This window comes from Pantoea sp. ACRSB (assembly GCF_022346905.1).
Lineage (GTDB): Bacteria > Pseudomonadota > Gammaproteobacteria > Enterobacterales > Enterobacteriaceae > Pantoea > Pantoea piersonii.
Genome location: NZ_JAKRNL010000001.1, coordinates 1,097,696 through 1,123,344, shown reverse-complemented (window position 1 = coordinate 1,123,344; position 25,649 = coordinate 1,097,696). Strand labels below are relative to the sequence as shown.

General features: G+C 58.6%; 30 protein-coding genes. 21 read left to right on the top strand and 9 right to left on the bottom strand.

Annotated features, from left to right (window positions below; translation table 11 throughout):
• The first annotated feature begins 33 nt into the window (after positions 1-33).
• Together MHZ89_RS05505 and yniD are read left to right on the top strand one after the other, a co-directional pair.
• On the top strand, positions 34-462 hold the full coding sequence (locus MHZ89_RS05505; RefSeq protein WP_311782141.1) for an OsmC family protein: 429 nt from the start codon (positions 34-36) through the stop codon (positions 460-462).
• 109 nt (positions 463-571) lie between these two features.
• A complete protein-coding gene (gene yniD, locus MHZ89_RS05500; protein WP_311782140.1) occupies positions 572-679 on the top strand; it encodes a small membrane protein YniD in 108 nt (35 codons plus the stop codon).
• Between the two features lie 116 nt (positions 680-795).
• On the opposite strand, the gene MHZ89_RS05495 is transcribed toward yniD, so the two are convergent.
• The 3 genes from MHZ89_RS05495 to MHZ89_RS05485 all read right to left on the bottom strand — a co-directional run bounded on the left by MHZ89_RS05495 (position 796) and on the right by MHZ89_RS05485 (position 2,081).
• Positions 796-1,035, bottom strand: coding sequence for a hypothetical protein (locus tag MHZ89_RS05495; protein WP_120451224.1), 240 nt, complete (start codon positions 1,033-1,035; stop codon positions 796-798).
• Between the two features lie 109 nt (positions 1,036-1,144).
• The gene (locus tag MHZ89_RS05490) at positions 1,145-1,315 is read right to left on the bottom strand and encodes a hypothetical protein (protein WP_167456942.1); all 171 of its coding nucleotides are present in this window, start codon (positions 1,313-1,315) and stop codon (positions 1,145-1,147) included.
• Between the two features lie 118 nt (positions 1,316-1,433).
• Positions 1,434-2,081 carry a CPBP family intramembrane glutamic endopeptidase gene (locus tag MHZ89_RS05485; RefSeq protein ID WP_120451225.1) on the bottom strand — a complete coding sequence of 216 codons (648 nt, stop codon included), beginning with the start codon at positions 2,079-2,081 and terminating at the stop codon, positions 1,434-1,436.
• Positions 2,082-2,299: 218 nt separating this feature from the next.
• Between MHZ89_RS05485 and MHZ89_RS05480 the strand changes: the two genes are divergently transcribed.
• On the top strand, positions 2,300-4,900 hold the full coding sequence (locus tag MHZ89_RS05480) for an EAL domain-containing protein (RefSeq protein ID WP_311782139.1): 2,601 nt from the start codon (positions 2,300-2,302) through the stop codon (positions 4,898-4,900).
• 264 nt (positions 4,901-5,164) lie between these two features.
• Positions 5,165-5,461, top strand: a complete 297-nt coding sequence (locus MHZ89_RS05475) for an I78 family peptidase inhibitor (RefSeq protein WP_311782138.1) — start codon at positions 5,165-5,167, stop codon at positions 5,459-5,461.
• 144 nt (positions 5,462-5,605) lie between these two features.
• Here the strand turns inward: MHZ89_RS05475 and MHZ89_RS05470 are convergent, their stop codons facing one another.
• The gene (locus MHZ89_RS05470; protein WP_311782137.1) at positions 5,606-5,854 is read right to left on the bottom strand and encodes a biofilm development regulator YmgB/AriR family protein; all 249 of its coding nucleotides are present in this window, start codon (positions 5,852-5,854) and stop codon (positions 5,606-5,608) included.
• A 422-nt stretch (positions 5,855-6,276) separates the two neighbouring features.
• Between MHZ89_RS05470 and MHZ89_RS05465 the strand changes: the two genes are divergently transcribed.
• Positions 6,277-7,548 carry a multidrug efflux MFS transporter gene (locus MHZ89_RS05465; RefSeq protein WP_311782136.1) on the top strand — a complete coding sequence of 424 codons (1,272 nt, stop codon included), beginning with the start codon at positions 6,277-6,279 and terminating at the stop codon, positions 7,546-7,548.
• Here MHZ89_RS05465 and MHZ89_RS05460 read toward each other — a convergent pair.
• Complete coding sequence (locus MHZ89_RS05460; RefSeq protein ID WP_311782135.1) at positions 7,433-10,558, bottom strand: beta-galactosidase; 3,126 nt, start codon at positions 10,556-10,558, stop codon at positions 7,433-7,435. The genes MHZ89_RS05465 and MHZ89_RS05460 overlap by 116 nt on opposite strands.
• A gap of 264 nt (positions 10,559-10,822) precedes the next feature.
• Between MHZ89_RS05460 and MHZ89_RS05455 the strand changes: the two genes are divergently transcribed.
• From MHZ89_RS05455 to lpxO, 4 genes are all read left to right on the top strand, one after another.
• On the top strand, positions 10,823-10,975 hold the full coding sequence (locus MHZ89_RS05455) for a hypothetical protein (RefSeq protein ID WP_311782134.1): 153 nt from the start codon (positions 10,823-10,825) through the stop codon (positions 10,973-10,975).
• Positions 10,976-11,183: 208 nt separating this feature from the next.
• The gene (gene iraP, locus MHZ89_RS05450) at positions 11,184-11,438 is read left to right on the top strand and encodes an anti-adapter protein IraP (RefSeq protein ID WP_311782133.1); all 255 of its coding nucleotides are present in this window, start codon (positions 11,184-11,186) and stop codon (positions 11,436-11,438) included.
• Positions 11,439-11,545: 107 nt separating this feature from the next.
• On the top strand, positions 11,546-11,854 hold the full coding sequence (locus MHZ89_RS05445; protein ID WP_311782132.1) for a PsiF family protein: 309 nt from the start codon (positions 11,546-11,548) through the stop codon (positions 11,852-11,854).
• 203 nt (positions 11,855-12,057) lie between these two features.
• Positions 12,058-12,969: a lipid A hydroxylase LpxO gene (lpxO, locus tag MHZ89_RS05440; RefSeq protein ID WP_311782131.1), complete on the top strand. Its 912-nt coding sequence runs from the start codon at positions 12,058-12,060 to the stop codon at positions 12,967-12,969.
• Here the strand turns inward: lpxO and MHZ89_RS05435 are convergent.
• Positions 12,947-13,135, bottom strand: a complete 189-nt coding sequence (locus MHZ89_RS05435) for a hypothetical protein (protein ID WP_311782130.1) — start codon at positions 13,133-13,135, stop codon at positions 12,947-12,949. The two genes, lpxO and MHZ89_RS05435, sit on opposite strands and share 23 nt — an antisense overlap.
• Positions 13,136-13,138: 3 nt before the next feature.
• Here MHZ89_RS05435 and MHZ89_RS05430 point away from each other — a divergent pair, with 3 nt between their 5' ends.
• Complete coding sequence (locus tag MHZ89_RS05430) at positions 13,139-14,668, top strand: FAD-dependent oxidoreductase (protein WP_311782129.1); 1,530 nt, start codon at positions 13,139-13,141, stop codon at positions 14,666-14,668.
• 40 nt (positions 14,669-14,708) lie between these two features.
• On the opposite strand, the gene proC is transcribed toward MHZ89_RS05430, so the two are convergent.
• On the bottom strand, positions 14,709-15,521 hold the full coding sequence (proC, locus tag MHZ89_RS05425; protein WP_120451235.1) for a pyrroline-5-carboxylate reductase: 813 nt from the start codon (positions 15,519-15,521) through the stop codon (positions 14,709-14,711).
• An 87-nt stretch (positions 15,522-15,608) separates the two neighbouring features.
• Between proC and MHZ89_RS05420 the strand changes: the two genes are divergently transcribed.
• The 3 genes from MHZ89_RS05420 to MHZ89_RS05410 are packed head-to-tail and all read left to right on the top strand — an operon-like array spanning position 15,609 to position 17,030.
• A complete protein-coding gene (locus tag MHZ89_RS05420; RefSeq protein WP_311782128.1) occupies positions 15,609-16,118 on the top strand; it encodes a hypothetical protein in 510 nt (169 codons plus the stop codon).
• A 9-nt stretch (positions 16,119-16,127) separates the two neighbouring features.
• On the top strand, positions 16,128-16,571 hold the full coding sequence (locus MHZ89_RS05415) for a DUF421 domain-containing protein (RefSeq protein ID WP_120451237.1): 444 nt from the start codon (positions 16,128-16,130) through the stop codon (positions 16,569-16,571).
• 9 nt (positions 16,572-16,580) lie between these two features.
• A complete protein-coding gene (locus tag MHZ89_RS05410; RefSeq protein WP_120451238.1) occupies positions 16,581-17,030 on the top strand; it encodes a YaiI/YqxD family protein in 450 nt (149 codons plus the stop codon).
• Between the two features lie 2 nt (positions 17,031-17,032).
• Here the strand turns inward: MHZ89_RS05410 and MHZ89_RS05405 are convergent, their stop codons facing one another.
• Positions 17,033-17,749, bottom strand: coding sequence for a DUF2076 domain-containing protein (locus tag MHZ89_RS05405; RefSeq protein ID WP_311782127.1), 717 nt, complete (start codon positions 17,747-17,749; stop codon positions 17,033-17,035).
• A gap of 280 nt (positions 17,750-18,029) precedes the next feature.
• On the opposite strand from MHZ89_RS05405, the gene aroL reads away from it, so the two are divergent.
• The 7 genes from aroL (at position 18,030) to ppnP (ending at position 23,641) form a co-directional block, all read left to right on the top strand.
• Positions 18,030-18,554 carry a shikimate kinase AroL gene (gene aroL, locus MHZ89_RS05400; protein WP_311782126.1) on the top strand — a complete coding sequence of 175 codons (525 nt, stop codon included), beginning with the start codon at positions 18,030-18,032 and terminating at the stop codon, positions 18,552-18,554.
• A 123-nt stretch (positions 18,555-18,677) separates the two neighbouring features.
• Positions 18,678-18,869 (top strand): YaiA family protein, encoded by a 192-nt coding sequence (locus tag MHZ89_RS05395; protein WP_120451241.1) that lies wholly within the window; start codon positions 18,678-18,680, stop codon positions 18,867-18,869.
• Between the two features lie 270 nt (positions 18,870-19,139).
• The gene (locus MHZ89_RS05390) at positions 19,140-19,901 is read left to right on the top strand and encodes an IclR family transcriptional regulator (protein WP_311782125.1); all 762 of its coding nucleotides are present in this window, start codon (positions 19,140-19,142) and stop codon (positions 19,899-19,901) included.
• A 165-nt stretch (positions 19,902-20,066) separates the two neighbouring features.
• Complete coding sequence (locus MHZ89_RS05385) at positions 20,067-21,623, top strand: OPT/YSL family transporter (protein WP_311782124.1); 1,557 nt, start codon at positions 20,067-20,069, stop codon at positions 21,621-21,623.
• Between the two features lie 12 nt (positions 21,624-21,635).
• Positions 21,636-22,565, top strand: coding sequence for a DUF1177 domain-containing protein (locus tag MHZ89_RS05380; protein ID WP_311782123.1), 930 nt, complete (start codon positions 21,636-21,638; stop codon positions 22,563-22,565).
• Positions 22,566-22,567: 2 nt separating this feature from the next.
• The gene (locus tag MHZ89_RS05375; RefSeq protein WP_311782122.1) at positions 22,568-23,245 is read left to right on the top strand and encodes an AroM family protein; all 678 of its coding nucleotides are present in this window, start codon (positions 22,568-22,570) and stop codon (positions 23,243-23,245) included.
• 105 nt (positions 23,246-23,350) lie between these two features.
• Entirely contained in the window at positions 23,351-23,641 is a 291-nt protein-coding gene (ppnP, locus tag MHZ89_RS05370; protein ID WP_081139266.1) for a pyrimidine/purine nucleoside phosphorylase, read from the top strand.
• Positions 23,642-23,670: 29 nt separating this feature from the next.
• Here ppnP and rdgC read toward each other — a convergent pair whose 3' ends face one another.
• Positions 23,671-24,582 carry a recombination-associated protein RdgC gene (gene rdgC / locus MHZ89_RS05365; RefSeq protein ID WP_120451246.1) on the bottom strand — a complete coding sequence of 304 codons (912 nt, stop codon included), beginning with the start codon at positions 24,580-24,582 and terminating at the stop codon, positions 23,671-23,673.
• Between the two features lie 146 nt (positions 24,583-24,728).
• On the opposite strand from rdgC, the gene mak reads away from it, so the two are divergent.
• Positions 24,729-25,640 (top strand): fructokinase, encoded by a 912-nt coding sequence (mak, locus tag MHZ89_RS05360; protein ID WP_311782121.1) that lies wholly within the window; start codon positions 24,729-24,731, stop codon positions 25,638-25,640.
• Positions 25,641-25,649 lie beyond the last annotated feature (9 nt).

Below are 25,649 nucleotides of genomic sequence, written 5' to 3'. Positions count from 1 at the left end.
ACTTACTTACTCGTCACCAACTGGAGGAATGAAATGACTATTCACAAGAAAGGATCGGCGCACTGGGAAGGCGATATTAAAGGGAAAGGCACCATCAGCACCGAAAGCGGCGTGCTGAGCCAGACGCCTTACGGTTTCAACACCCGCTTCGAAGGCGCGAAGGGCACTAACCCGGAAGAGCTGATCGGCGCGGCGCACGCCGCCTGTTTCTCCATGGCGCTGTCGCTGATGCTGGGCAATGCGGGCCATAAGCCTGAGAGCATCGATACTACGGCCGACGTCTCGCTGGATAAAAAAGGCGAGGGTTTTGCTATCACTAAAGTCGCGCTGAACAGCACCATTAGTCTGCCAGGCATCGACAACGCGGCGTTTGATGAAATCATTCAAAAGGCGAAAGCGGGCTGCCCGGTCTCTCAGGTGCTGAACGCTGAAATTACGCTCGACTATACTCTGAATAATTGATCCAGCAGGTCGCCCTTAACCAGCGACCGCGCTATGCTGGCCCGGTTCTTATGAACCTCGATGGATGCGCCCTGTGGCGCATCTTTTCTTTCTGCGGAAGGGGGGAGGCGTGGCGAAATATCTGCCGACAAAAAACGTCTGGAAAATGGTGCTGGTATTGCTCTGTATTTGCGGCGCGTTGCTGCTGATCCGCTGGGCGGCGATGATATGGGGCTGAAAACATGGGTTTGCCGCCACAAGCTGGGCGTATTAGTGATGATCGTGCTGGCGCTGGAGCTGATTCACTTTCTGATGACTTCCTCCTGGCTGCCCTGGGTTTCCCGCTGAGCCGCATTACACATATTCACGTTCCTCCTGCTCGCGCCGTTTAGCGCGCACGTCGCTGCGGGCGATGCGATACGCCTTGCCTGGATCGCCTGCGACAAACTCAAAGGTCGGCGAATAGTAAAACGGCAGCCAGCCGCCGTAGCCGCTTTCCCACTCCCAGCGTACCGGGCAGGGCCAGAGAATGCCGTCATACAAAATGTAATAAACCCAGCGTCCAGTCGGACGACGGGGGCGTGGTGTTTTCATGGGGATCACAACGATAATAGTTTAAAACAGCTTATATTTTGAACGCTGTTGCCGCTGGCTGCAACGTTAAAACTGCCTCTTTTTTATCCACCGCCATCAGTGGCCTTAATTAGCGGTGTACTTCACCGCACAGCAGGACCACGCCAGGCCGTACTTTATGGATACGATCCGCCATGGCCTCACAGGCCGCTTTAGTCGGATAAATCCGCTCTGATACCGGCAGGGCATCGCAGGCGTCGTGGCCGCAGGCGCTTACTAACAACACAAATCCAATCAACATGGCTCGACTCCTTTACACGGTCTCATTGGTACGGACTGTGATGCTTAGATTCCTTTTTTACGATCCAGTATAGACAAACGTGTCGGCGCGGCATTACCCGCCTGAGCGGTTTTGCGCCTCAGGACAAAAACCAGGCGGGCAGCAGGGCGATAAGATTATTGAAGGTATGCAGGAAAATCGGCAAGGCCAGGCTGTTGCTGCGCAGACGGGCATAGCAGAGCAGCAGCGAAAAGAGCGTCAGCGCCACCAGCGTTTCCCAGTGCACATATTGCGTATGCATCGCTGCGAACAGCAGCGACGTCAGCAGCATACAGGCGAAGCGGCTGCGCGGCGCCCACAGCAGGAACGCCTGTAGCAGAAAACCGCGAAACAGCACCTCTTCAAATACCGGCGCCAGCAGTACGGCGGTCAGCAGCAGGATCAGCATTGAATTGCGTCCCTGCTGCGCCTGCTCCACCAGCCAGCCTTCCGGCTGCAAAAACTGCGTCTGCGCCGCCATCAGCACAAACAGCGCGAAAATAAAGAGCAGCGTCTGACGAACGCGCAGCTCGCCCAGCGGCAGATCGCTGCGGCGCTGGCAATAAAAACGGTAAAGCGGATAGATCACAGCGAATTCAAACAGGCAGAGCACCGGCACCAGAAGTCCGTCGTTACGCAGCACGCCGTAATTAGGAAACAGCGTAATCAGCATCGTCACGAGGTAATAGACCACAAAGCTGCCGACGTAGAACAGCGTCAACGTCACTCTGTCGGGATTGGTGTTCATAGGCGACCCAGCCATTGAAGGAAAGCGCATAGTAGCAATGCGCCCGATCCCTGTCGAGGGAGGCGCGTCTACAAACTCTCACCGCAGTAAATTCCGTCGGCAGGCTAAAACCGCGGCGCTGCGCGCCGATAACGCTTAAACCTGTTCGGCTCCGCAGCGTCCGCCGTAGACGCTTTGCTGCCTGAACGCATCCTATCGCTTTGTTGTGAGCGCTCCTGATGACTTTTGTTCCACCAGAATCGCCGCCGCGCCTTTTTACGCTGGCGGCTGAAGATCGCACCCTGCGCAGCACGCGCCGCAGCCTGCGCATCTTTTCGCTGCTGCTCTCCGGCGTGCTGCTGCTCGCCGTGCTGATGGTGCTCGTCATCGCGCAGCGGCAGAACCACGACGCTACTGCCCACGAGCGTCAGCGGCTGCACCAGGCGTGGGAGGCCCGCCAGCAGACGATGCTGACAGACGTGCGCGACTATGCATTCTGGGGCGAGGCCTGGCATAACCTGCACGCGACGATAAATAAACGCTGGGCCTGGGATGAAGAGAATCTTGGGCCGGATCTCTATTCTGAATACCACTACGAAGGCGTTTTTGTAGTGGATAGCGCTGGCCGCACGCGCTACGCCGTGATTAACGGAAAGCTTACTGATTTGCCGCTGGAAGCCTGGCTCGGCGCGCAGAGCGCCTCGCTGCTGCGCGATGCGCGCAGGCTGGATAATGCGGCGCTGGCGCGCAATGCCATGATTGAACGGCAGCCGGCGATTATCGTGGCAGCGCCCATTACGATGGGAAAAACGACAAGATTGCCTGACCAGGCGGGAGGGCCATCTGTCATGATCTTCGTTAACCTGTTTACGCCCGCCAAACTTGAGTCGCTGGGCAAGATGCTCGATATCTGGGCGCCGCGCGGAACAGCGAACAACAGTGATGAACGGCTGCCATCCATGACGCTGGAGGCGATGGACGGTCAAGCGGTGGTGCTGCGCTGGCAGCCGAAAATGCCCGGCACGCGTCTGCTTATGCTGCTGCTGCCGATCCTGGCGGCGATGGCGCTGGTTACCGGCTGGATTACGCGCCGCGTCAGCCGCCACGCGCTGCATCACGCCATTCTTTCCGACCGGCGCTTCGCCATGCTGACGATCAGCCAGCAGGAGCTGGCGCACAGCGAGGCGCGCTTTCGCGATCTGGCTGAGGCCGCCTCGGACTGGATCTGGGAAACCGATGAGCAGGGGCGACTGATCTATCTCTCTTCCCGCTTTCATCGCCTGACCGGCCATCAGATCGCCGACTGGACGGGCGAGCATATCGATCGTCTGTTGACGCACTCCAGCCATTCACTGGTGGCCTGGCTGATGCGTCAGGAGGAGAACAGCCCCTCTGCACCGCTGCGCTGTCAGTTTATGAGCGCGCAGGGCGAGCGCCGCATCGGCCATCTGGTAGCGAAAACCATCTGGCACAACGGCCGTCGCGCTGGTTTTCGCGGCACCGTCTCGGATATTACGCAGGGGATGGAAGCGGAGGCGCGCATCCAGTTTCTTTCACGCCATGATGCGCTGACCGGGCTATCTAACCGCATACAGCTACAGGAGTTCCTGACGCGCCATCTGGAACCGCCTCATCTGGCTTCGCCGCTGGCGATCGTCAGTCTCGATCTCGATCAGTTCAAGCCGCTAAACGATAACTGGGGCCACACGGCGGGCGATCAGGTGCTGAATCAAATGGCGCAGCGGCTGCAGCGCGGCGTCGGCCCCCACGAGCTGGCGGCGCGGCTGGGCGGCGATGAGTTTGTGCTGGTGTTGCACGAGGGCGACGCGGAGATTGTGGAGCACCGCTGCGCCCGACTGCTGCAGGAGGTGCAGCAGCCGATCTATACCGGACAGCACGCGCACTACCTGACCGCCAGCATCGGCATCGCCTGTGCGCCGCAGGACGCCAGTCATCCCGAAGCGCTGCTGCGCATGTCCGATATCGCCCTTAACGAAGCGCGTGCGGCAGGGCGCAACTGCTGGGTCTGGTACGCCAATAATATGGCCAGCCTGCGCGACCATAAGCGCGACATGGCGCAGCGCATTGAACAGGCGCTGCACAATGAAGAGTTTTGCCTGCACTATCAGCCGCGTTATCAGCTACAAAGCGACAGACTGGCGGGAGCGGAAGCGCTGATCCGCTGGCAGCCAGCGGACAGTCAGCCGATCACGCCCGATCGCTTTATCCCGCTGGCGGAGGAGAATGGTTTGATCGTCGCCATCAGCGACTGGGTACTGGCGCGCGCCTGTCGTGACGCCAGCGCCTGGGGCGCGGATCGCTATGTATCGGTCAATATCTCGCCGGTCGAGTTTCGCAGCAATGATTTAGTGCAGCGCGTGGCGCGTGCGCTGGAGAGCAGCGGGCTGCCCGCGACGCGGCTGGAGCTGGAGATTACGGAAAACGTCACCTTCGAACATCCGCAGCAGGCGCTGGAGGTGATGAAAGGGCTGCGCGCGCTGGGGGTACGGCTGACGGTCGATGATTTCGGCACCGGCTATGCGGCGCTGGGCTATCTGAAGACGTTCCCCTTTAACGGGCTGAAGATAGATCGCTCCTGGATGAAGGATTTCCCAGAGTCGCAGCAGGCGGAATCGGTGGTGGCGGGCATTATCGCGCTGGCACACGCCTTTGCGCTGACGATTACGGCAGAAGGGATTGAGACAGAAGCGCAGCTTGACCGATTAAAACAGCTCGCCTGTGAAGAGGGGCAGGGCTACTTTCTCGGACGGCCGATGCCGCTGACGGACTTTACTGCGCTTCTGGACACGACATCTGCTACTACATCAGTTCGGGCTTAACGTACTTTAACCGCCACGGCGGTCATCAGAACGGCAAAGCCCACAAAAATTGCCAGTTCCATAGGATTCTCCTCAGATTAGTCTTAATAATTCTAGCTATCCGAGCCGGCCATTTTGGTCAGTAAGTGCGATTTATCTGAAAAAAGCAGCGGGAATCGCTGCATATGGCCTGTTAGTGGCGTCTTTTATGGCGTAAAGGGTTAAGCCTGACGCGATGCTTTGTTAGGATCCAGGGACAGTTCACCCTGTTGATAAGGAGAAAACGTGAAATATTATGGAAAAGCGCTGCTGGCGCTGGGAATGCTCGCCCTGACCGCCTGTCAGTCGGGCAGTAAACCCGATCAAACCGCGTCAGGCACGGATGCTGAAAGCGACACCTGCGGCGCCTCGCAGTATCAGAGCTACACAGGAAAACCGCTCAGCGCCGTCAACAGCCTGCGTTTTGACACGCCGGTGCGCGCCATTCCGTGGAACAGCGCGGTCACGATGGACTTCAATCTGCATCGTCTGAATTTTCTGGCAGACAAGAACGGCACCATCAGCCAGGTGTACTGCGGCTGAGGCGTCATAAAAAAAGCGTCGCATTGTCATGTGCTGGTCATCAAGGGGGACGAGGATGGATCGCGGATAACAGAGATTTCCTCGTCACTCTCAATATGCAATGCTCGTCTTGTTTATTCCCGCCTCGGCGGGAATTTTTTTAGCCTAATCCTGCGAATCGGTTTCCATTAACTGCGCCAGTAACTGACGATAGGTTTCCAGACGACGCGCGTCGCCTTCCACCTCCAGCCGCTGAATAACGCGCGCAATCACGGATTTATTGGTTGCGGGCTGGCCAGCTTCCATTAATTCGCGCAGGATCACCGCCAGCAGCTCGGACGCCTGCGGAGCGTTCCATGCGGGGCTGTTGAAATAGTCCACGATGTCACGGCTGGCACTGTTTTGAGCTCTCATATTCACCTCCGCTAAGGCGACGGCGCGTCTGTCACGACCTGCGGGGGCAGCGTGATAGTCAACGTGTTTTTTTAACTGTGGACCTGCCGCGGGGATCTGGCGGAGGCGTTAGCGTGGCCAGGACGCCACGCCGACGCCAGTGGAAACTGGCGTTTTTTTAAACATACAACTGACGCCAGCGCTTGTCAGTAACAGGCTGACATATTTTTTCATTTCTCCTGACACTCCGCTGAATCCCGCGCGAAAACGCGCAGCTAAGCGAACGGAATCTCTGCTAAAAAGCGTTAATGGTTTATATAAAAGGATGAAAAGGACGAAGGGCAGCGTAAAAGGGTGTTTTTCCCTGGGTGCCATGTTTTGTCGCTCAGCGATAAAGAGGCGTTGCTAGACTGTTGGCTCCTTGTGTAACCGCCTCTTTGCTCATGCCGTCCACAATTGAATCCTGGAAAATAAATCTTATCTCGGTCTGGTTCGGCTGTTTTTTTACCGGCCTGGCCATCAGTCAGATCATTCCTTTTCTGCCGCTCTATATTGAACAGCTCGGCATCAACGGCGGCGATGCGCTTAGCCTCTGGTCGGGTCTGACCTTCAGCATTACCTTTATCATCTCGGCCGCCGTTGCGCCGCTGTGGGGCAGCCTCGCCGATCGAAAAGGACGCAAGCTGATGCTGCTGCGTGCGGCGTTTGGCATGGGGGTGGTGATCCTGATGCAGGCATTTGTCACCCAGGCCTGGCAACTGCTGCTGCTGCGCGCATTGATGGGCTTAACCTCAGGTTATATCCCCAACGCGATGGCGCTGGTGGCGGCGCAGGTGCCGCGCGAGCGCAGCGGCTGGGCGCTGAGCTGCGTCTCAACCGGGCAAATTGGCGGGGTGATCCTCGGCCCGATGCTCGGCGGGCTGCTTGCTGACTGGGTCGGGCTGCGCATGGTATTTATCGTTACCGCGGCACTGCTGCTGATCAGCTTTCTGGTAACGCTGTTTCTGATTAAGGAGACCGGCTACAAGCCGGTCAGCAAGCAGGATAAGCTGAGTGGACGCGAGGTATTCGCCTCGCTCGATAATCCCAGGCTGATGCTCTGTCTGTTTGTCACCACCATGGTGATCCAGATGTGCAACGGCTCGGTAAACCCAATCCTGACGCTGTTCGTACGTGAGCTGGCACCGACGGCGGAAAATATTGCCTTCCTCAGCGGCGTTATCGCTGCGCTGCCCGGCATCTCGGCGCTGATAGCGGCACCGCGCCTCGGCAGACTGGGCGACCGCATCGGCACCCAGCGTATTCTGCTGGCGACCATGGTGGCGTCGCTGCTGCTGCTGCTCGCCATGTCTTTCGTTACCAGCGCCACCCAGCTTGGCGTGCTGCGCTTTTTGCTCGGCTTCGCCGACGGCGCGATGATGCCCGCGGTGCAGACGCTGCTGGTGCGGCATTCGCGCGACAACATTACCGGCCGTATCTTTGGCTACAACCAGTCATTTATGTATCTCGGCAACGTCGCCGGCCCGATGCTCGGCGCGGCGGTCTCGGCGCTGACTGGCTACCGCTGGGTCTTCTTCGCCACCGCGCTGGTGGTGCTGCTTAACGTGGTGCTGCTGAAGCGTTTCTACCGTCGTCCGCGCACAGTGCTGGAGCCGAAGGAGAAAAGCGCAGCGCATAACGCCAGCGGCGCTGAGTCAACAGAAACTCGGCGCTGACGCTCGGGCTCCATGAATCGTCGCCGCCCACGCCCATATGCGCGGCGTCCAGATGGAGCCAGCATCCTGGCTCCTCGCGCAGCAGGTGGCGATGCGAAACGTCGCGCAGCTGTTCAAGGCTGTAGCGACTTATTGAGAAGCTGAACTCGCCGCTGACGCGCCACTGGCCGCCATCAAGCTGGCGCGTTCCGCCGCGCAGGCCGTTTTCGCTCGGGAAAACGTAAGGCGTATACAGCGCCTCAAGCGGCAGCTGCCAGCGCGAGAACTGCGCCGCCAGCTGGCGATCCGGATAGTTTTCATGCGGGCCCAGCCCCAGCCAGGCGACCTGCTGCGGCGCGGCGGCGAACTGACAGCGCAGGCCGATGCGTGCTGGCGCAGGCAGGCTGGACGCCTGCTCCACCTCAACCTCCAGGCTCATTTCGCCCTGCGCGTTGAAGCGGTAGCGTTTACGGCTGAGAAACGCCAGCCTGCCTTGTGCATACCAGCCGTGTAGTACGCTAATCTGCACGTCGTCCGACAGGCTCTCTGTTTCGGTTTGCTCCACGCGGCTTGTCATGGCGTCGTAACCGGCCGCTTTCCAGCGCTCCGACCAGGCGTTGGGATCGATGCGCTCCGCCTCGCTGGTGCCGATATCGTTGTCCAGCGGCGCGCGGATAAAGCAGTCCTGTAAGGGCGACAACAGCATCGCCTGCCCGTCGATAAGCCACTGCGTCAGCTCGCCGCTGCGGCGGTTAAAGTGCCAGCGCTGACCGCGGTGCGCCACGGCGATAGTGTCCTCATCGACGTTGAGCGTTGGCGGCTCGCCTGCTGCTGGCAGCACTGGCAGCGCCAGCGCGGCGGGCAGCGGCCACTGGTGCCAGGCGACGCGCCAGTCAGCTTCGGACCAGGACGTTGCTGCGCGCTGATGTACGGCGACATTCAGCCAGCACTCGCCCGTCAGGTTTTCCGGTGGCGGGACGCTAATACGCTGCGCGCCCTGCGGCGAAATATCCAGCGTGACTTCGCCCTGCGCCACTACTTCGCCCTGCTGCTCGATACGCCAGCGCAGCAGCTCGTTATCGCTGCGGCGAAACAGGTAGTCGCTGCTGACGGTAAAGTTCCAGGGATCGCCGGCATCTGGCGCAAAGTGGAAAAACTGCTGCGCGCGCTGTGCTTCGAACAGCGCCGGATGCGGCGTGCGGTCAGCAAATACCAGGCCGTTCATGCAGAACTGTCGGTCGTTGGGTTTGTCGCCGAAATCGCCGCCGTAGGCCTGCCAGGCCAGCCCGTTTTCGTCATAGCGCGTCAGGCTTTGATCGACCCAGTCCCAGACGAAGCCGCCCTGCAGACGTGGAAACTGGCGAAACGCCTGCCAGTATTTTGCAAAGCCGCCCAGGCTGTTGCCCATGGCGTGCGCATATTCACACAGGATCAGCGGGCGGTTTTCGCCCGGCAGGCCGATCCACTTTTTCAGCGACCATTTCGGTACGGCGGGGAAGGGCTGATCTTCATCGACGCGGGCATACATCGGACAAAGAATATCGGTCGCCGCGCTGTTGGCGCCCCCGCCTTCATACTGCACAGGGCGGGTTGGATCGGCGCTTTTCACCCAGCGATAGAGCGCATCGTGCGTGCTGCCGTGTCCCGACTCATTGCCCAGCGACCAGATAATAATGCTGCAGTGGTTGCGATCGCGCTGCACCATACGCGTCACGCGCTCGCTAAAGGCGGCGAACCAGCGCGGATCGTCCGCCAGACGGCTCATTGGCTGCATGCCGTGGGTTTCAATATTGGCTTCATCGACCACGTAAAGGCCGTAGCGGTCGCACAGGCGATACCAGAGGGGATGGTCAGGATAGTGCGAGCAGCGCACCGCGTTAAAGTTATGCTGCTTCATCAGTTCGATGTCGCGCCGCATCAGCGCCTCATCCACAACCTGGCCTTTCTCTGGATGATGCTCGTGGCGGTTTACCCCGCGTATCAGCAGCGGCTGCCCGTTCAGGCAGAGCAAACCGTTTTCAATAGCGACGCGGCGGAAGCCGACATCATACGCCTCAACCTCAACCACCTCGCCTTGCGCATCGAGCAGCGCCAGCGTGGCGCGATAGAGGGTCGGGATTTCGGTGCTCCACAGCGCGGGCGCGTCAACGCGCAGCCGCAGTTCGGCGCGATCGCCATAGTGGCCGCGTTCGTCAATTATGGCGCTGCCGAGCGGCTGCTCGATAACGCCCACCTGCGCGCCATCCCGCCACAGCGTCAGCCGCAAGCGCAGGGCGGTGTCCTGTGCGGTTACGCGCACGCGCGCCAGCAGGTCAGCGCTGCGATACTCCGGGCTGAGCAGCGTCTCCAGCTGAACGTCAGCAAGATGCGTTTCCGGTTTATGCAGCAGCGAGACGTCGCGGAAGATGCCGCTCATGCGCCACATATCCTGATCTTCCAGCCAGGTGCCGTCGCTCCAGCGCAGCACCATCACCGCAATGCGGTTAACGCCGCGCACCAGCGCCGCGCTGAGGTCAAATTCAGCCGGCAGACGGCTGTCCTGCGAATAGCCTATCCACTGACCGTTGCACCAGAGATAAAAAGCGGAGCTGACGCCATCAAAAATAATGCGCGTTTGCCCCGCCTCAGGCCAGCTCTCGTCAATAGTGAATGTGAGCGAGTAACAGCCTGTCGGGTTCTCACGCGGCACGCAGGGCGGAGTCATCGGGATCGGATACTGAACGTTGGTATAAACAGGTGCGTCATAACCATGCATCTGCCAGTTTGAGGGCACCGGCAGGGAAGCGGTATCAGGCAGATCCTGCAGCAGCCAGCTGTGCGGCACCGCTTCAGGGCTGCTAAAGTAGCTGAAGCCCCACAGGCCATTCAGACTACGTAGCGCGGATGACGGCTGTTCGTCGCGCGCCGCCGTTTCACTGCGCCAGCTGGCGAAGGGGGGATGGGCGTCGAGGCGCTTAAGGCTGGTAACGACCGGGTTCTCCCAGTCGCGGCGGGCCAGGATGTCACTCAGCGAAATCGGCGAAGCAGGCATGACAGAATCCTCATAAATGTATTGCGCTCACAATGAGGCTTTTCCCGTTTGCTGTAAAGCGCGTCGGTTGAATACTGTGCTCAATGTTTTACGTCACTCTGCGTCGGAAAGGGGCCGGATATGATTTTTGTGTCACTTTCGTGCCAGCAAATTGTTAAGCCTGGTATGCAATGGTTAATACCGCGCTGAGTAAGAGTATTCTCTCTTGTCGCCCTGTCCGGGCACTCATACACTCAGCCCGTTTTCATCTATCCTGAGGTTGTTATGGTACGTATTGCTAAAATTGCCGCGGTCGTGGCGCTGGTTACCGCGCTGAGCGGTTGTCTTTTCCCGCCCCCGGGCGGCGGCGGTGGTGGCGGTGGCCCTGGCGGCGGCGGTTGGGGCGGGCCGGGTCACGGTTTCGCTGGCCCGCGTTAATCCCGCATAGCATCCGCTTTATTTAGGGCTGAAACGATTTACGTCTCGCTTAATTAGCCGTAAAACGTTTCGCCCGTTTCTTAAAATTCGTTTAGCCCCTGTTTTAATAAAAGTGATGATAAGCAGCCGAGGAAAATCGGCTGAAAGCGCTATGTTTTTATTTTAGCGAATGATAACGTCTGCTTTTATTAACCTGTGAGACAAGGGCATGAAGAACCTTATCGCTGAATTACTGGTAAAGCTGGCGGCTAAAGAAGCAGAGTCTAAGGAACTGGTGGCTCAGGTTGAGGCACTGGAGATTGTCGTGACGGCAATGCTGCGTAAGCTTGAGCCGGAACAGCAGCACGCTATCGCTGCAGGCATCGATAACGCCATGCAGAATGCGAATGCCGACACCACGAGTGAAGATGCACTTCTGTTGCGTAACTATCTGGACAAATTACTTAACCATCCTCGCGTCTGATCCTTATAACCCGGCTGTGCGATCGAGGCTGCAAAATCGCGCAAAGTTTCATCGCGCTGTTTTCCTCGTGCCAGAATTAACGGATTGTTCATTGTGGAGTCCCAACCATGAAGTTGCATTTAGCGGCAGTAGTGATGGCAGGTTTGCTGACCAGCGGCGTCGGCGCGGTGCATGCCGCCGAAAAAACGGCGCAGCAGCAAAAAATGACCCAGTGCAATCAGCACGCCACTTCGCAAAACCTGAAGGGCGACGCGCGTAAATCTTTTATGAGCGAGTGCCTGAAAAAAGAGAGCAAGATGTCCAGCATGTCGCCGCAGCAGATAAAAATGAAAAGCTGTAATACCGAAGCGGGTAATAAAAAGCTCAGCGGCGACGCCCGTAAAACCTTTATGAGCAGCTGCCTGAAAAAAGCCTGATCCTCCTCTGTTTTACACGGCCGCGCCGCGGCCGTGATCGTCTCTTCGCCCACGCCGTTTAACCTGCGTTTAATAAAGACGCCGCTCGCCGCACGCGTTGCAAAAACGTTAAATAAAAATTTATCTAAATATTATTTCCTCTTAATTTCATTGCGTTTAGCGCAATCGAACCTGTCACAAGTGCAACATAAGGAACCCGTTGTATGGTCGCGGCTATTATTATTGGCGTCTTTCTGCTGAGCGTTTTTTATGCCCATTCTCGCGGTATAGAAAAACAGACCTTATCGCGCCAGCTTTTCGATCACTCCACTTTTATGGCACCGATAAATATGTTTATGACCGGCTTTTCAACGCTGCCGGCAAAACAGCCCTTTTTTCCAGTAGACGATTTTCCCGAACTGCGTCAGCTCACCGACAACTGGCAGGTGATCCGTGAAGAGGCGCTGCGCCTGCAGGATCATATTAAGGCGGCACAGACAAACAACGACGCCGGCTTTAACACCTTTTTTAAACGCGGCTGGAAGCGTTTTTACCTCAAGTGGTACAGCGATGCGCATCCTTCGGCGCGCGAACTCTGCCCGGTCACGACCGAACTGGTCAGCCGTATTCCCTCCGTGAAGGCGGCAATGTTCGCCGAACTGCCGGCGGGCAGCCACCTGGGCAAACACCGCGATCCCTATGCCGGATCGGTGCGCTACCATCTTGGCCTGCAAACGCCGAATGACGATCGCTGCTTTATCGAGGTTGATGGCCAGCGCCATAGCTGGCGCGACGGCGAGGCGGTGATTTTTGACGAAACCTATGTGCACTGGGCGCAAAACGAGAGTGAGCAGACGCGCATTATCCTGTTTTGCGACATCGAGCGGCCAATGAAATGGCACTGGGCGCAGGCGGTGAATCACTGGGTCGGCAGTTCACTGATGTCGGCGGCCGCCTCGCCCAATGATGAAAACGACCGCACCGGCTTTATCAACCGCATCTTTAAGTATGTCTATGCGCTGCGCAATGCGGGTCAGAACCTGAAGAAGCGCAACCGTAAACTCTACTACTGGGTAAAACATGGCCTGATCGTTGCGATATTCGCCCTGATTATTATTCCCAGCCTCTTCTTTTAATATTCACACTTGCTAAAACTTTAAACAGGCGGCTTAACAAGGAGTTAACCGCTTTTTTTATTTTCAGACTCAGGCTCCCGCTTTCCTTTGCCACACTTACTTTTTGTAGGGGATTAGCCGCGCCCGCAAGCGGCGTATCTATTAATAACGACAAAGAAGGAGCCATGTCATGAATTACCAGCCCGTTATCGCCTTAAAGGACCTGCCTGAACGCCAGCCGACCAAAACGAAAATTGCCGACACCGATATCCTGCTGGTGCGTGACGGAGATAAAGTGCGCGCTTATCAGGCCAAATGCCCCCACGCAGGCGCGCCGCTGGAGCAGGGCGCTATGTGCGGCGATAAGCTGATCTGCCCCTGGCATAAAGCCGTGTTTGCGCTGGAAGATGGCCATATGTGCGAGCCGCTGGCGCTGGCCGATCTTAAACAGTTTCCGCTTCGCGTCGAGAATGGCATTGTGCAGGTCAATCCTAAAGCCATGTCATCGGCGACGCCCATCGGCAGCGGCGGCGAGGCGCCGGTGTATGCTGTCCTCGGCGGCGGCGCGGCGGGCAGCGCGGCGATCTGGACGCTACGCCGCGAAGGGTTTAAAGGCAAGGTGGTGCTGGTGGAGCGTGAGCCGGATGCGCCTTACGACCGCACCGCGCTGACCAAATTTGTGCCCTCTGGCAAGATGGATATCAAGGATGTGCCGCGCATTTTAAAAGAGGACATTTTGCAGCATGTGGATCGCGTGCAGGGCGAGGTGTCACGTCTCGACACGCGTGAACAGCGTATCCACTTCGCTGACGGCGCGTCACTCTTTTACGACAAATTGCTTATCGCCTCCGGCGGCGCGCCGCAGCGTCCCGATCTGCCGGGCAGCGATCTGGCGGGTGTGCATCTGCTGCGTTCGCGGGATCAGGCTGACGCGCTGCTGCAAGAGGTCGATCAGAGCCAGCAGCTGGTGATTATCGGCAACAGCTTTATCGGTATGGAGATGGCGTCGGCGCTGCGCAACCGCGATATCGAAGTCAGCGTGGTGGCGCGGCATCCGCTGCCGTTTGCGCGCCAGTTCGGCGAGCAGGTGGGGCGCTATTTCCGCGATCTGCATGGCAGCAACGGCGTACACTTTGTGGATGGCGATCCGGCGGAGCTGGAGGGAGAACATCACGTGACCGGGCTGCGTATGCAGGATGGCCAACGCATCAAAGCGGACGTGGTGCTGCTGGCGACCGGCATCCGGCCCGCTACCGGTTTTATTCACGATCTGCCGCTGCGAGAGGATGGCAGCCTGCTTGCCGACAGCCAGCTGCGCGTCACGGAGAACGTCTGGGTGGCAGGGGATATCGCCAGCTATCTGACGCCGCAGGGGCCGCTGCGCATCGAGCACTATCGTGTCGCGCATCAGCAGGGGCGCATCGCCGCTTTTAACATGCTGGACAAGCGCGTCATGTACGATCGCGTGCCCTTTTTCTGGACCACGCACTTCGGCACGCGCTACGAGTATCTTGGCCATGCGCAAGAGTGGGATGAGTACCGTTTGATTGGCTCGCTGGAGGAGAAAAAGTTTATTGCGCTCTATGGTCAGCAGGGGAAGCTGGCGGCGGTCTTTTCCTGCGGCATGTACACGCTGACGGCGGCGCTGGTGCTGGAGATGCAGCAGCCGATGACGATGGGGCAGGCGCTGGCGGTGGTGGAAAGCCGACAGCAGGCGTAGCGACAGCGGGCGGAGCCGGTTTGCGGCTCCGCCCGGCATACTATTTCTTGCTTAGCGCTTCAGACTTCGCCATGCACTGCTGCATCGCTTCCATTACGGCGGCGCGAAAGCCTTTCTCTTCCAGCACCTTCACCGCTTCGATAGTGGTGCCGCCAGGCGAGCAGACCATATCTTTCAGCTCGGCTGGGTGTTTTCCTGTCTCCAGTACCATCTGCGCCGAGCCTTTTACCGCCTGCGCAGCGAACTGGTAGGCCTGGGCGCGCGGCATGCCGCCGAGCACAGCAGCATCTGCCATCGCCTCGATAAACATAAATACGTAAGCCGGCGCGGAGCCGCTGACGCCAACCACCGAGTGGATCAGATACTCGCTGACCACGGCCGCTTTGCCGAAGCTCTCAAAAATCGACACCACTTCGTCGATCTCCGCCTGCTCAACCAGCACATTAGGGGTAACGGAGGTCATGCCTTCGTTGACCAGCGCTGGCGTATTAGGCATGACGCGGACGATTTTGCGGTCGTGGCCCAGCACCGTCGCCAGCGAGTCGAGCGTTACGCCCGCCGCGATAGAGACCACCAGCGCCTCTTTTTTCAGCTGGTTCGCCAGATCTTTCAGCACCTTCAGAATGACATTGGGTTTTACCGCGCCGAACAGAATATCCACCTCGCGCGCCAGCGCCTCGGCGCTCTCTGCGGCATGGATGCCGTGTTCGCGCGCCAGCGCCTGGTTAGTCTCCGCTTTGCGGTCAAAAACCCAGATATTCGACGGCGCAACCTGGCCGCTTTTCACCAGTCCGCCGATAATGGCTTTAGCCATATTGCCGCCGCCGATAAACCCAATTTTCTTCTCCAGCATCGCCGTATCCTTAAGAAAGTTCGAAAATCTTAACGTGTTAGCTTACTTCAGCCAGGATTAATAACAAGTCAGCAAGGAGAACAGCGCATGGCAGATAATGAAAATGAAAGTCGGCATTACCCGGTTAAAGAGAATATGCCGTGGCAGCGTATTGAGTGGCGGATCCAGCATGCGGGTTTCGCGCTGCTGCTGCTGATCGTCTTTGCCGGCGCGGCAGGTCTTTTTTCAAAAGGATGGCTGAGCAATCAGAGCGCCAGCAGCGCGGATAAACGGCTGAGCGTAGAGTATGAACGCTTCGGGCGGCGGGAAAGCAACATGGATATGACGCTGCACTTAAAGCAGCTGCGCGGCGATTATTACCAGGTGCGGCTGCGCGGCCCGCAGCTGGACGATATTCAGCTGCAAACGCTCCAGCCGCAGCCGGACGACGCCTGGAGTACCGGCGACAGTCTGGTGCTGCGCTGGAAGCGGCGCGCCGATCAGCAGGAGGCCACGGTCTGGATCGGCACGCAGGCGCAGAACTTTGGCAGCTATCGGCTTACTGTCACGCTCGACGAGACGTCAGAGGTGCAGTTTAGTCAGTTTGTTTATCCTTAGGAGATCCATATGGAAACGGTTTTGCGCGCAGCCAGCATGTACCTGCTGTTGATGGTGGTGTTTAAAATCGCCGGACGGCGCACGCTAATGGAGATGACCTCGTTCGACCTGATTCTGCTGCTGATTATCAGTGAGGCGACGCAGCAGGCGCTGCTCGGCGATGACTTTTCCGTCACGGGCGCCGGACTGACTATCGTAACGCTTATCGTCATCGATATTTTGTTCGGCACCATGAAAACCCGCTTTCCGCGCGTCGAGCGGCTGATCGACGGCTCCTCGCTGATTCTGGTGGAGGAGGGCAAGCTGCTGCGCCAGCGGGCGAAACGCGCGGGCGTAGACGAAGAGGATATTCTGCAAAGCGCGCGCAGCTCGCAGGGGCTGGAGCGGCTGGACCAAATAAAGTTTGCCATTCTGGAGAAGACCGGCAAGATCTCCATTATTCCCAAAGAGTAAGGAAAGAAGATGGTTATCTGGGTTGATGCCGACGCCTGCCCCAACGTCATTAAAGAGGTGCTCTACCGCGCGGCGGACCGTACCAAAACGCAGGTGACCTTTGTCGCCAATCAGTCGCTGCGCGTTCCGCCGTCGCCCTGGCTAAAAACGCTGCGCGTGCCCGCCGGCTTTGACGTAGCGGATAATGAGATCGTAAAGCGGGTGGAGAAAGGCGATCTGGTGATAACCGCCGATATCCCGCTGGCGGCGGAAGTGCTGGAAAAAGGGGGCGAGGCGCTCAATCCGCGCGGCGAGCGCTATTCGCACGCCACTATCCGCGAAAAGCTAACCATGCGCGACTTTATGGATACGATGCGCGCCAGCGGCGTGCAAACTGGCGGCCCGGCGGCCATGAGTCCGCGAGACCGCCAGCAGTTCGCTAATGCGCTCGACAGCTGGCTTACGCAGCGCCAGCGTTAACGTCAGACGAAACTGTCGTCGTCGTCGTTAAAGTCGTCAAAGCTGTCGTTGCCGACGTCGTTGAAGTCGTTATTGTCCGCGTAGTTGTTATCCCAGCCGTTGTTCTGGTCGAGGAAACCATTTCCGCCGCTGTTAAAGGTGTCGAGATTCTCATCCACCTGCGGCAATGGCGGTTCGTTGATAATATTGACGATCTCTTCCGGCTGCGAGTGATGGAACAGGCTGGTCAGCATATTCGCTGCCACTACGCCGCCTGCGACGCCGACCGCTGTTTGCAGCGCGCCGCCAAGAAAACCGGTGCCGCGCGCCGGAGCGGCCGGGGCGTTGTTATACTGCGGCGGCTGCTGCGCGTTGTTCCATGCGGGCTGCTGTTGCTGCGGCGCGCTGTTCCAGACGGGCTGTTGCTGCTGCGGCGCAGAGGGCTGTTGCCGCGAACCGCCGAACAGGCTCGACAGAAATCCGCCGCTGCTCTGCTGCTGCGGCTGTTGCTGCTGCTGCGCCAGACGGCTTTCCAGCTCGGTGATGCGCTCGTTGAGTTTCTTCATCGCAGCTTCCTGAATCAGGATCGCCTGCGCCATATAGTAGGGCGCGCCGGGCTGCTGCTGCAGATGCTCTTTAATCAGCTGTTCCGCCGCCGCGTCGCGGGGGCCGGTCTGGCTCTCGGCCTGTTTCAGTCGGCTGAACAGACCTTCAATCAATTGGTGTTCCTGGCTATACATGAGGGCTCTCCTGTTACGACTTAATAAGTATATGGGGGCGAGATGCGACAAAGTAAAATCCGCCAGGTAAGCAAATGTTGCCGCCGCTTGATCTTCCCCGATCTGCACGAAATACGCATGGTTAACCCGCTAAATTTTAATGAAATCTTTGTGAAAGTGATAAAAGGATGCGCATTTCCTGCTTCGCGGGTGGAGGCTATAGCGGTTTCCAGTTATTATGCGTCGCATTATTAAGCGATACGCCGCGTTATACGGCCTGCAACGGCGGAGGAACTGCCCGATGTCTTTACCCATTTATCTGATCGGCGCGCGCGGCTGCGGCAAAACCACGGTAGGCGAAGCCTTATCACGCGCGCTGGGCTACGCCTTTCGCGATACCGACCATCATCTTCAGCTCAGCACGCAGCGCAGCGTCGCCCAGATTGTGGCGCAAGAGGGATGGGAAGGCTTTCGCGCGCGGGAAACTGAGTCGCTGAAGGCGGTTAGCGCGCCAGCGACCGTTATCGCCACCGGCGGCGGCATGGTGCTGGCGGAGCATAATCGTCGCTTTATGCGCGAGCAGGGGCGGGTGATCTGGCTCAGCGCGCCGTCGCATATTCTGGCGCAGCGGCTGGAGAGCCAGCCGGAAGCGGCGCAGCGACCCACGCTGACCGGCCGTCCCATTGCCGAAGAGATGGGCGATATTTTGCGCGAGCGCGCGCACCTTTATCGCGACGCCGCACATCATGAAGTCAACGCCATGCAGGCCCCCGATCGCGTTATTGAGGCGATTCTGCAGTCACTGTCGCTGGCGCGCGCCAGCTAATTGTTACGCTTTTTCCTCAGATTCTTCCCGCTTTCCCGCCTGGGTAGCGTAGCCTGGCTATACTGATTCTCTGACGGGAATCGTCTCGTCGTGTGGAATACGATCAGCCAGGAGGGATTGAATATGCCAACCAGACCACCTTATCCACGTGAAGCCCGCGTCGTCACCGTTGAGAAGGGGCCGCCGGGCAGCACCGTAAAGTCATGGGAGTTACGTGCCGATCATCCATCGCCCAATACTTTAATTAGCGAACATACTACGGAAGCTGAAGCGCAGGATGCCAAAGTCCGTTATGAGGATGTGGAAAAAGAATAGGGCAATCTCTCTGGCAGGGACGCCAGCCTTCATTTTATTTCTCCTGCGTCTGTATTTGCTGTTATTCCCTGCATCTGAGCAGTAAATATCCCATCCATTCTGCTATTTCTCGTAACTGCCCTATAAAATCATTTCCCTTTGCTTCTCACCCTGTTATTTGACTGCGCCATATTTCCCCTCGCTTAAATTGTCGCTTGACCCCTATTCCATCGCGCTTTAGTTTTAGGGCATCGATACAGGAACTGAGTTCCATATAGTGAAACTGGCAATATGACCACACTCGAAAACGCTGCCGCGGTGCTTAAGCTGTTTCAGCAAAAAGGCGTATCGCAGGGGAACCCTGGGCTGACGTTTACCGATGTCGTCGAGGCGCTGCGGCTGCCGAAAAGCACCGTATCGCGACTGCTTGCCACGATGGAAAGTCAGGGAATGCTGGAGCGCGACGCAGAGAGCCGTTGTTTTCATATTGGCCGCGTGCTGCTGTCGGTCGCCGGGCACTATCTCTCCGCGCCGCTGGTGGACAGCGCCTCGCCCGCAATGGCGCGGCTGGCGGATAAAACCGGCAGTATTGGCTATATCTCGCGCCTCGACGGGCGCGATCTGGTGGTGATGCGTATGTTTCATGGACGTCATTTTACCCAACTGGTGACGCCGCCGGGAAGCCGCATGCCCGCGGCCGCGACCTCCACCGGCCGCGTGCTGCTGGCGCAGTTGAGCGAAGATGAGGTGCGCCAGCGCTACCACGATGCCTGGGAGACGCTGCCGCCCAATTCACCGCAAACGCTGGATGCGCTTTGCGCGCAGCTGACAGAGATCCGCCGCCAGAACTGGTCACTGGCGCGCAACGAAACCTTGCCCGGCATCAGTTCAATCTCTGTCGCGCTGCATAACAAATATCATGGCGATACGGTGGCGCTTTGCCTTTCATTTTTATCGCAAGAAAATGCGCCGGGCTATCCGTCTGCGCTGCTGGAAGAATTACGCATAACGGCCAGCGATCTGGCCGAGAAATATGGCGCAACGCCACTCTGAATTCATTTTTTATCGGCGCAATACTTTCGCCACACCGGGAAAAAGCCAGGCCTTCGGGCCTGTTTATTCACACTCACGGACGAAATAAAAAAACGACGTAAGCGAGCCTGATTCAGGCTCGCGAAGCGTCCATTCATTTCTACCGGCATTCCTGACGGGGACAATATGGAGAAGGTTAATCCAGTAAAACAGGCTGGCGTGGCGATAGTATTAATCGCTTTGTCAGTTGCAGGCGCGATTATTGGCGTGCAGCTTATTACCACCATCGGCGTAACGCCGAACACCTCTATTATCGGCGCGTTATTTGCCATGCTGCTGGCGCGTATTCCGCTGCAGGCGTTTCGCCGCTACCGCTCGATTGAAATTCAGAACCTCGCACAAACCGCTATTTCTTCCGCCACCTTCGGCGCGGCGAACAGCTTATTAATGCCGATTGCCGTACCCTGGGCACTGGGCCAGCCGCAGCTGGTATTGCCGATGTTTTGCGGCGTCAGTGCGGCGATGCTGCTGGACGCCTACCTGCTCTATCGTCTGTTCGATACCCGCGTGTTTCCCGCCAGCAACGCCTGGCCGCCGGGCGTGGCCGCCGCAGAGGCGATCAAAGCGGGCGACAGAGGCGGACGTCAGGCCTGGCTGCTGGTGGCGGGCATCGTTGGTGGTATCGTCGGTTCGATGCTCAAAATCCCGATGTCCGCATTCGGCACCGCTTTTATCGGCAATATCTGGGCGCTCGGTATGCTCGGGCTGGGCTTTCTGGTGCGCGCCTATGCGCAACCGGTTGCCGGCATCGATATTAACGCGCTCTACCTGCCACATGGCGTGATGGTCGGCGCAGGGCTGGTGGCGCTGATTCAGGTCGTGATGGTGATCCGCAGCCGCCGCAACGACGAGCAGAAAGTGAGTCGCGGCGGCAATGAGGTCAGGCGCGCGCTTGGCCTCGGCGGCGCGGGCTATTTAATTATTTCGGCGCTGCTGGCGCTGGCAGGCGGGCTGTGGAGCGAGATGAGCATTCCGATGCTGCTGCTGTTTGTGATTTACGCCGCCTTCGCCGCTTTTGTGCATGAGCTGATCGTCGGCATCGCCGCGATGCACTCCGGCTGGTTCCCGGCATTCGCCGTGGCGCTTATTACGCTGATCGTTGGCATTCTGCTTGGCTTTCCGCCGCTGGCGCTCTGCCTGCTGTGCGGCTTCACCGCGGCGACCGGCCCCGCCTTTGCCGATATGGGCTATGACCTTAAAGCGGGCTTTATTCTGCGCGGCAACGGCGCGGATCTGCAGCAGGAGCTGTGGGGCCGCCGCATTCAGCTGATCGCCGCAATGATCGCCTTTCTGGTCTCGATTCCCGTCGTCTGGTACGCGCACAACCTGTTCTTTGCGGAAAACCTGCTGCCGCCCGTTGCGCGCGTCTACGCTAAAACCATCCAGGCGGGCGCAGAGCCGGGTATCGCCGGCAGCCTGCTGATGTGGGCGATTCCAGGGGCCATTATTCAGCTGATCGGCGGGCCTAAGCGCCAGCTCGGCGTACTGCTCGCTACCGGCTTGCTGATCAATAACGCGATGGCCGGCTGGGCAGTCGTGGTGGGTATTGCGCTGCGCATCGTCATTATTCGCGTATGGGGCGAACGCGGCCGCTCGCCGATGGAGGTGATGGCGGCAGGCTTTATCGCCGGCGACGCTCTCTACAGCTTCTTTAACTCGCTGTTTGCCAGCGGAAAAAAATAATTAAGGAATCCCATGAGTCTGCATCAGACATTACAGGTCTTTGAGTTATTCGACAGCGCTTTCGTTGATGGTCAGCAGGTGGTGGATCTCTTTAGCGCCTTTCCCGGCGTTAAGGCCAGCTATAAACGCGTCAGCGGGCCGAAAGGGCGCACCGATTTCGTTCGCATCGACATTCCGGGCGCGCAAGGCAAAGCCAGCGGCGGCAGCGCGCCGACGCTGGGCATTATCGGCCGCCTGGGCGGCATCGGCGCGCGCCCGACGCGTATCGGTATGGTTTCCGACGCCGATGGCGCCGTCGCAGCGGTGACCAGCGCGCTGAAGCTGGCGCTGATGCAGACCAAAGGCGACGTGCTGGCGGGCGACGTTATTGTGACCACCCATATCTGCCCGGATGCGCCGACGCGTCCGCACGAGCCGGTGGATTTTATGGATTCGCCCATCGACGATGTCACCATGAACGACAATGAAGTGGTGCAGGAGGTGGACGCTATCCTGTCGATTGATACCACCAAAGGCAACCGCATTATCAATCACAAAGGGTTCGCGCTTTCGCCTACGGTAAAAGAGGGTTATATCCTGCGCGTGTCGGAGGATCTGCTGCGCATTATGGAGATGACCACCGGCCGTCCGGCGGTGACCTTCCCGATTACCACCCAGGACATTACCCCTTACGGCAACGGCATTTATCACCTGAACAGCATTCTGCAACCCTCTACCGCGACCGATGTGCCGGTTGTGGGCGTGGCGATCACCGCCGAGTCGGTAGTGCCGGGCTGCGGCACCGGCGCGAGCCATGAAGTGGATATCGCGGCGGCGGCGAAGTTTGCAGTGGAAGTGGCGAAGGAGTTTGGCCGTGAGACCTGCCATTTCTACGACGCGGACGAATATAGCCGTTTGCTGGCGTTGTATGGTAGTTTGAGCCATCTGCGTAAACGAGACTAACGATGACGAAATCCCTGGTTACGCTGACCATTGGTCAGTCGCCGCGCAGCGATATCATGCCGCTGCTGACAGAGTTTTTACCGAGCGAGCATACCGACCATGTTGGCCTGCTGGACGGGCTGAGCGAGGCGGAGATCGTCGCGCGCTTCGCGCCTGACGAGCATGACGGCGTGCTGGTGTCGCGTTTGCAGTACGGCGCGCAGGCGCGGCTGGCCACGGCAAAAGTAGAGCAGGGACTGCAGGCGAAAATCGACGCGCTGGAAGCGGAGGGCTACGACACCATCCTGCTGCTCTGCACCGGCGAGTTCGGCGCGCTGAAGACCAAAAGCGCGCTGCTGCTGGAGCCAGACCGCATTATCCCGCCGCTGGTTTCCGCTATCGTGCATGACCATCAGGTTGGCATCGTGGTGCCGGTGGAGGAGCAGATCCAACAGCAGGCGAATAAGTGGCGCAATCTGAAGCATCGCCCCTGTTTCGCCGTCGCCAGCCCCTATATCCCTGATAATGAGAAGCTCACCGACGCCGCGCTCTCGCTGCAGGAGCAGGGAGCGGATGTCGTGGTGCTGGACTGCATCGGCTATAACCAGACGCATCGCGACTTTTTGCAGAAGCTGCTCGGCATTCCGGTGCTGCTCTCTAACGTGCTGGTGGCTAAACTGGCCGCGGAGCTTATTGTCTAATCCCCGCGCGATCACAAACCCAGAGGCGAAGCTGCAATTCGCGTGACAGATCAGCGAGTTCCGCTCTACACTGCCAGACACCTTAATGTGCTGTGAGGAAGTAACATGCTCAATGTAAGTGAGTATTTTGACGGAAAAGTGAAATCTATTGGTTTCGACAGTGCGAGCACCGGTCGTGCCAGCGTCGGCGTGATGGCGGAAGGGGAATACACCTTTGGTACGGCGCAGCCGGAAGAGATGACGGTAGTGAGCGGATCGCTGAAGGTGCTGCTGCCGGGCGAGACCGAGTGGCAATGGTTTGAAGCGGGTTCGGTATTTAACGTGCCGGGCCACAGCGAGTTTCATCTGCAGGTGGGCGAGCCGAGCTCCTATCTCTGCCGCTATCTGAAAGACTAAAAAAAGGGCCGCAACGCGGCCCTTTCTTTTTAGCGTTGCGCTTCGCCACCCAGCGCTTCCACCAGATTGCTGGTAAGCGCGGCAAGCTCGCTGGTCATCAGGATAAAATCGGCGTCGAAACGCTGAGCGAAATCTTCGCGGTCGATATCATCATTCTGCTCGCGCAGCGTATCGCTGAATTTCAGGCGCTTCACCGAACCGTCATCCGCCAGCACGAACTGAATGCGCTCCTGCCAGTCGAGCGCCAGTTTGGTCACCATTTTGCCCGCTTCGATATGGTTGGCGATCTCATCGCACACCAGATCCTGCTTTTTGCAGCGGATCACGCCGCCATCTTCCAGCAGCGCCTTCAGCTCTGCTTCGTCCATCAGGGCGAAGCCAGCAGGCAGGTCACCGGAGCGCACCCACTCGGTGAGCGTCAGCTCGATAGGTTTTTCCAGGGTCAGCGGCACCACCGGCAGGGAACCCAGGCTCTTACGCAGCAGTGCCAGCGTATCTTCCGCTTTTTTCGCGCTGGCGCAGTCCACCATAATCAGGTTGTTAACGGTGTCGATCCAGAGAAAGGTCTGGCTGAAACGGCTGAAGGCACGCGGCAGCAGGCTGTGCAGCACTTCATCTTTCAGAGAATCTTTTTCGGTCTTCTTCAGCTTGCGGCTCTGCTCCGCCTCCAGCTTGCTGATCTTCGCCTCCAGCGCCTGTTTCACCACCGGCGACGGCAGGATTTTTTCCTCTTTACGGGCGCAAATCACAATCTGGCCGTTGTTCACATGGGTCAGCGCATCGCTGCGGTTACCCATCGGCGACACCCAGCCGGTTTTACTCATATCCTGACTGCCGCAGGGCGAGAACGTGTACGCCTCAAGCTGCTTTTCCATATCGTCTGCCGAGAGCGGAATGTCCCGATTGAGACGATAAACCATCATATTTTTAAACCACAACATCACAATTCCTTACCGGGGCGCGCGATCTGGCGCACAAGTCGAGAGGTCAGCGCGCATGATAGCGAAACATCGGAGCGGTTTCATTGCCTTTCCCCGACGCCGCTCCTAATGTATCTCTCACCCTGACAAAGAATGAGGAATAACGCGTGCGTATAGGTATTGATTTGGGCGGCACCAAAGTTGAAGTGATCGCCCTGTCTGATGAGGGAATTGAGCTGTTTCGCCACCGCGTGGATACGCCGCGCGACGACTACGCCGCCACGGTGAAGGCGATTGCCGACCTGGTGCATCTCGCCGAGGCGAAGACCGGCCAGACCGGCAGCGTCGGCGTCGGCATTCCCGGCACGATTTCGCCATACACGCACCTTGTGAAAAACGCCAACTCCACCTGGCTCAACGGCCAGCCGCTGGATCGCGATCTGGCGCTGGCGCTGCAGCGTGAGGTGCGCATCGCCAATGACGCCAACTGCCTGGCGGTTTCTGAGGCGGTAGACGGCGCGGGCGCGGGCCAGCCGCTGGTGTTCGCGGTGATCATCGGCACCGGATCGGGCGCGGGCGTGGCGATCGGCGGCGAGGCGCGCATCGGCGGCAACGGCAATGCGGGCGAGTGGGGACACAACCCGCTGCCGTGGATGGACGAAGAGGAGCTGCGCTACCGCGAGGAAGTACCATGCTACTGCGGGCTGAAGGGGTGTATCGAGACCTTTGTCTCCGGCACAGGCTTCGCCACCGATTACCGGCGGCTGAGCGGGCAGGCGCTGCGGGGCGCGGAGATCGTCAGGCTGATCGCGCAGCAGGATCCGATCGCCGAGCAGGCGATGCGCCGCTACGAAACCCGGCTGGCGAAGTCGCTGGCGCAGGTGGTAAACCTGCTGGATCCCGATGTGATCGTACTCGGCGGCGGCATGAGCAATAACGATCGTCTCTATCAGAACGTGCCAGCGCTGATGAAGCAGTGGGTATTTGGCGGGGAGTGCGAAACGCCGGTGCTGAAGGCAAAACACGGCGATTCAAGCGGGGTGCGCGGCGCGGCCTGGCTGTGGCCGCTAAGCCGCTAAAGGTTAAGC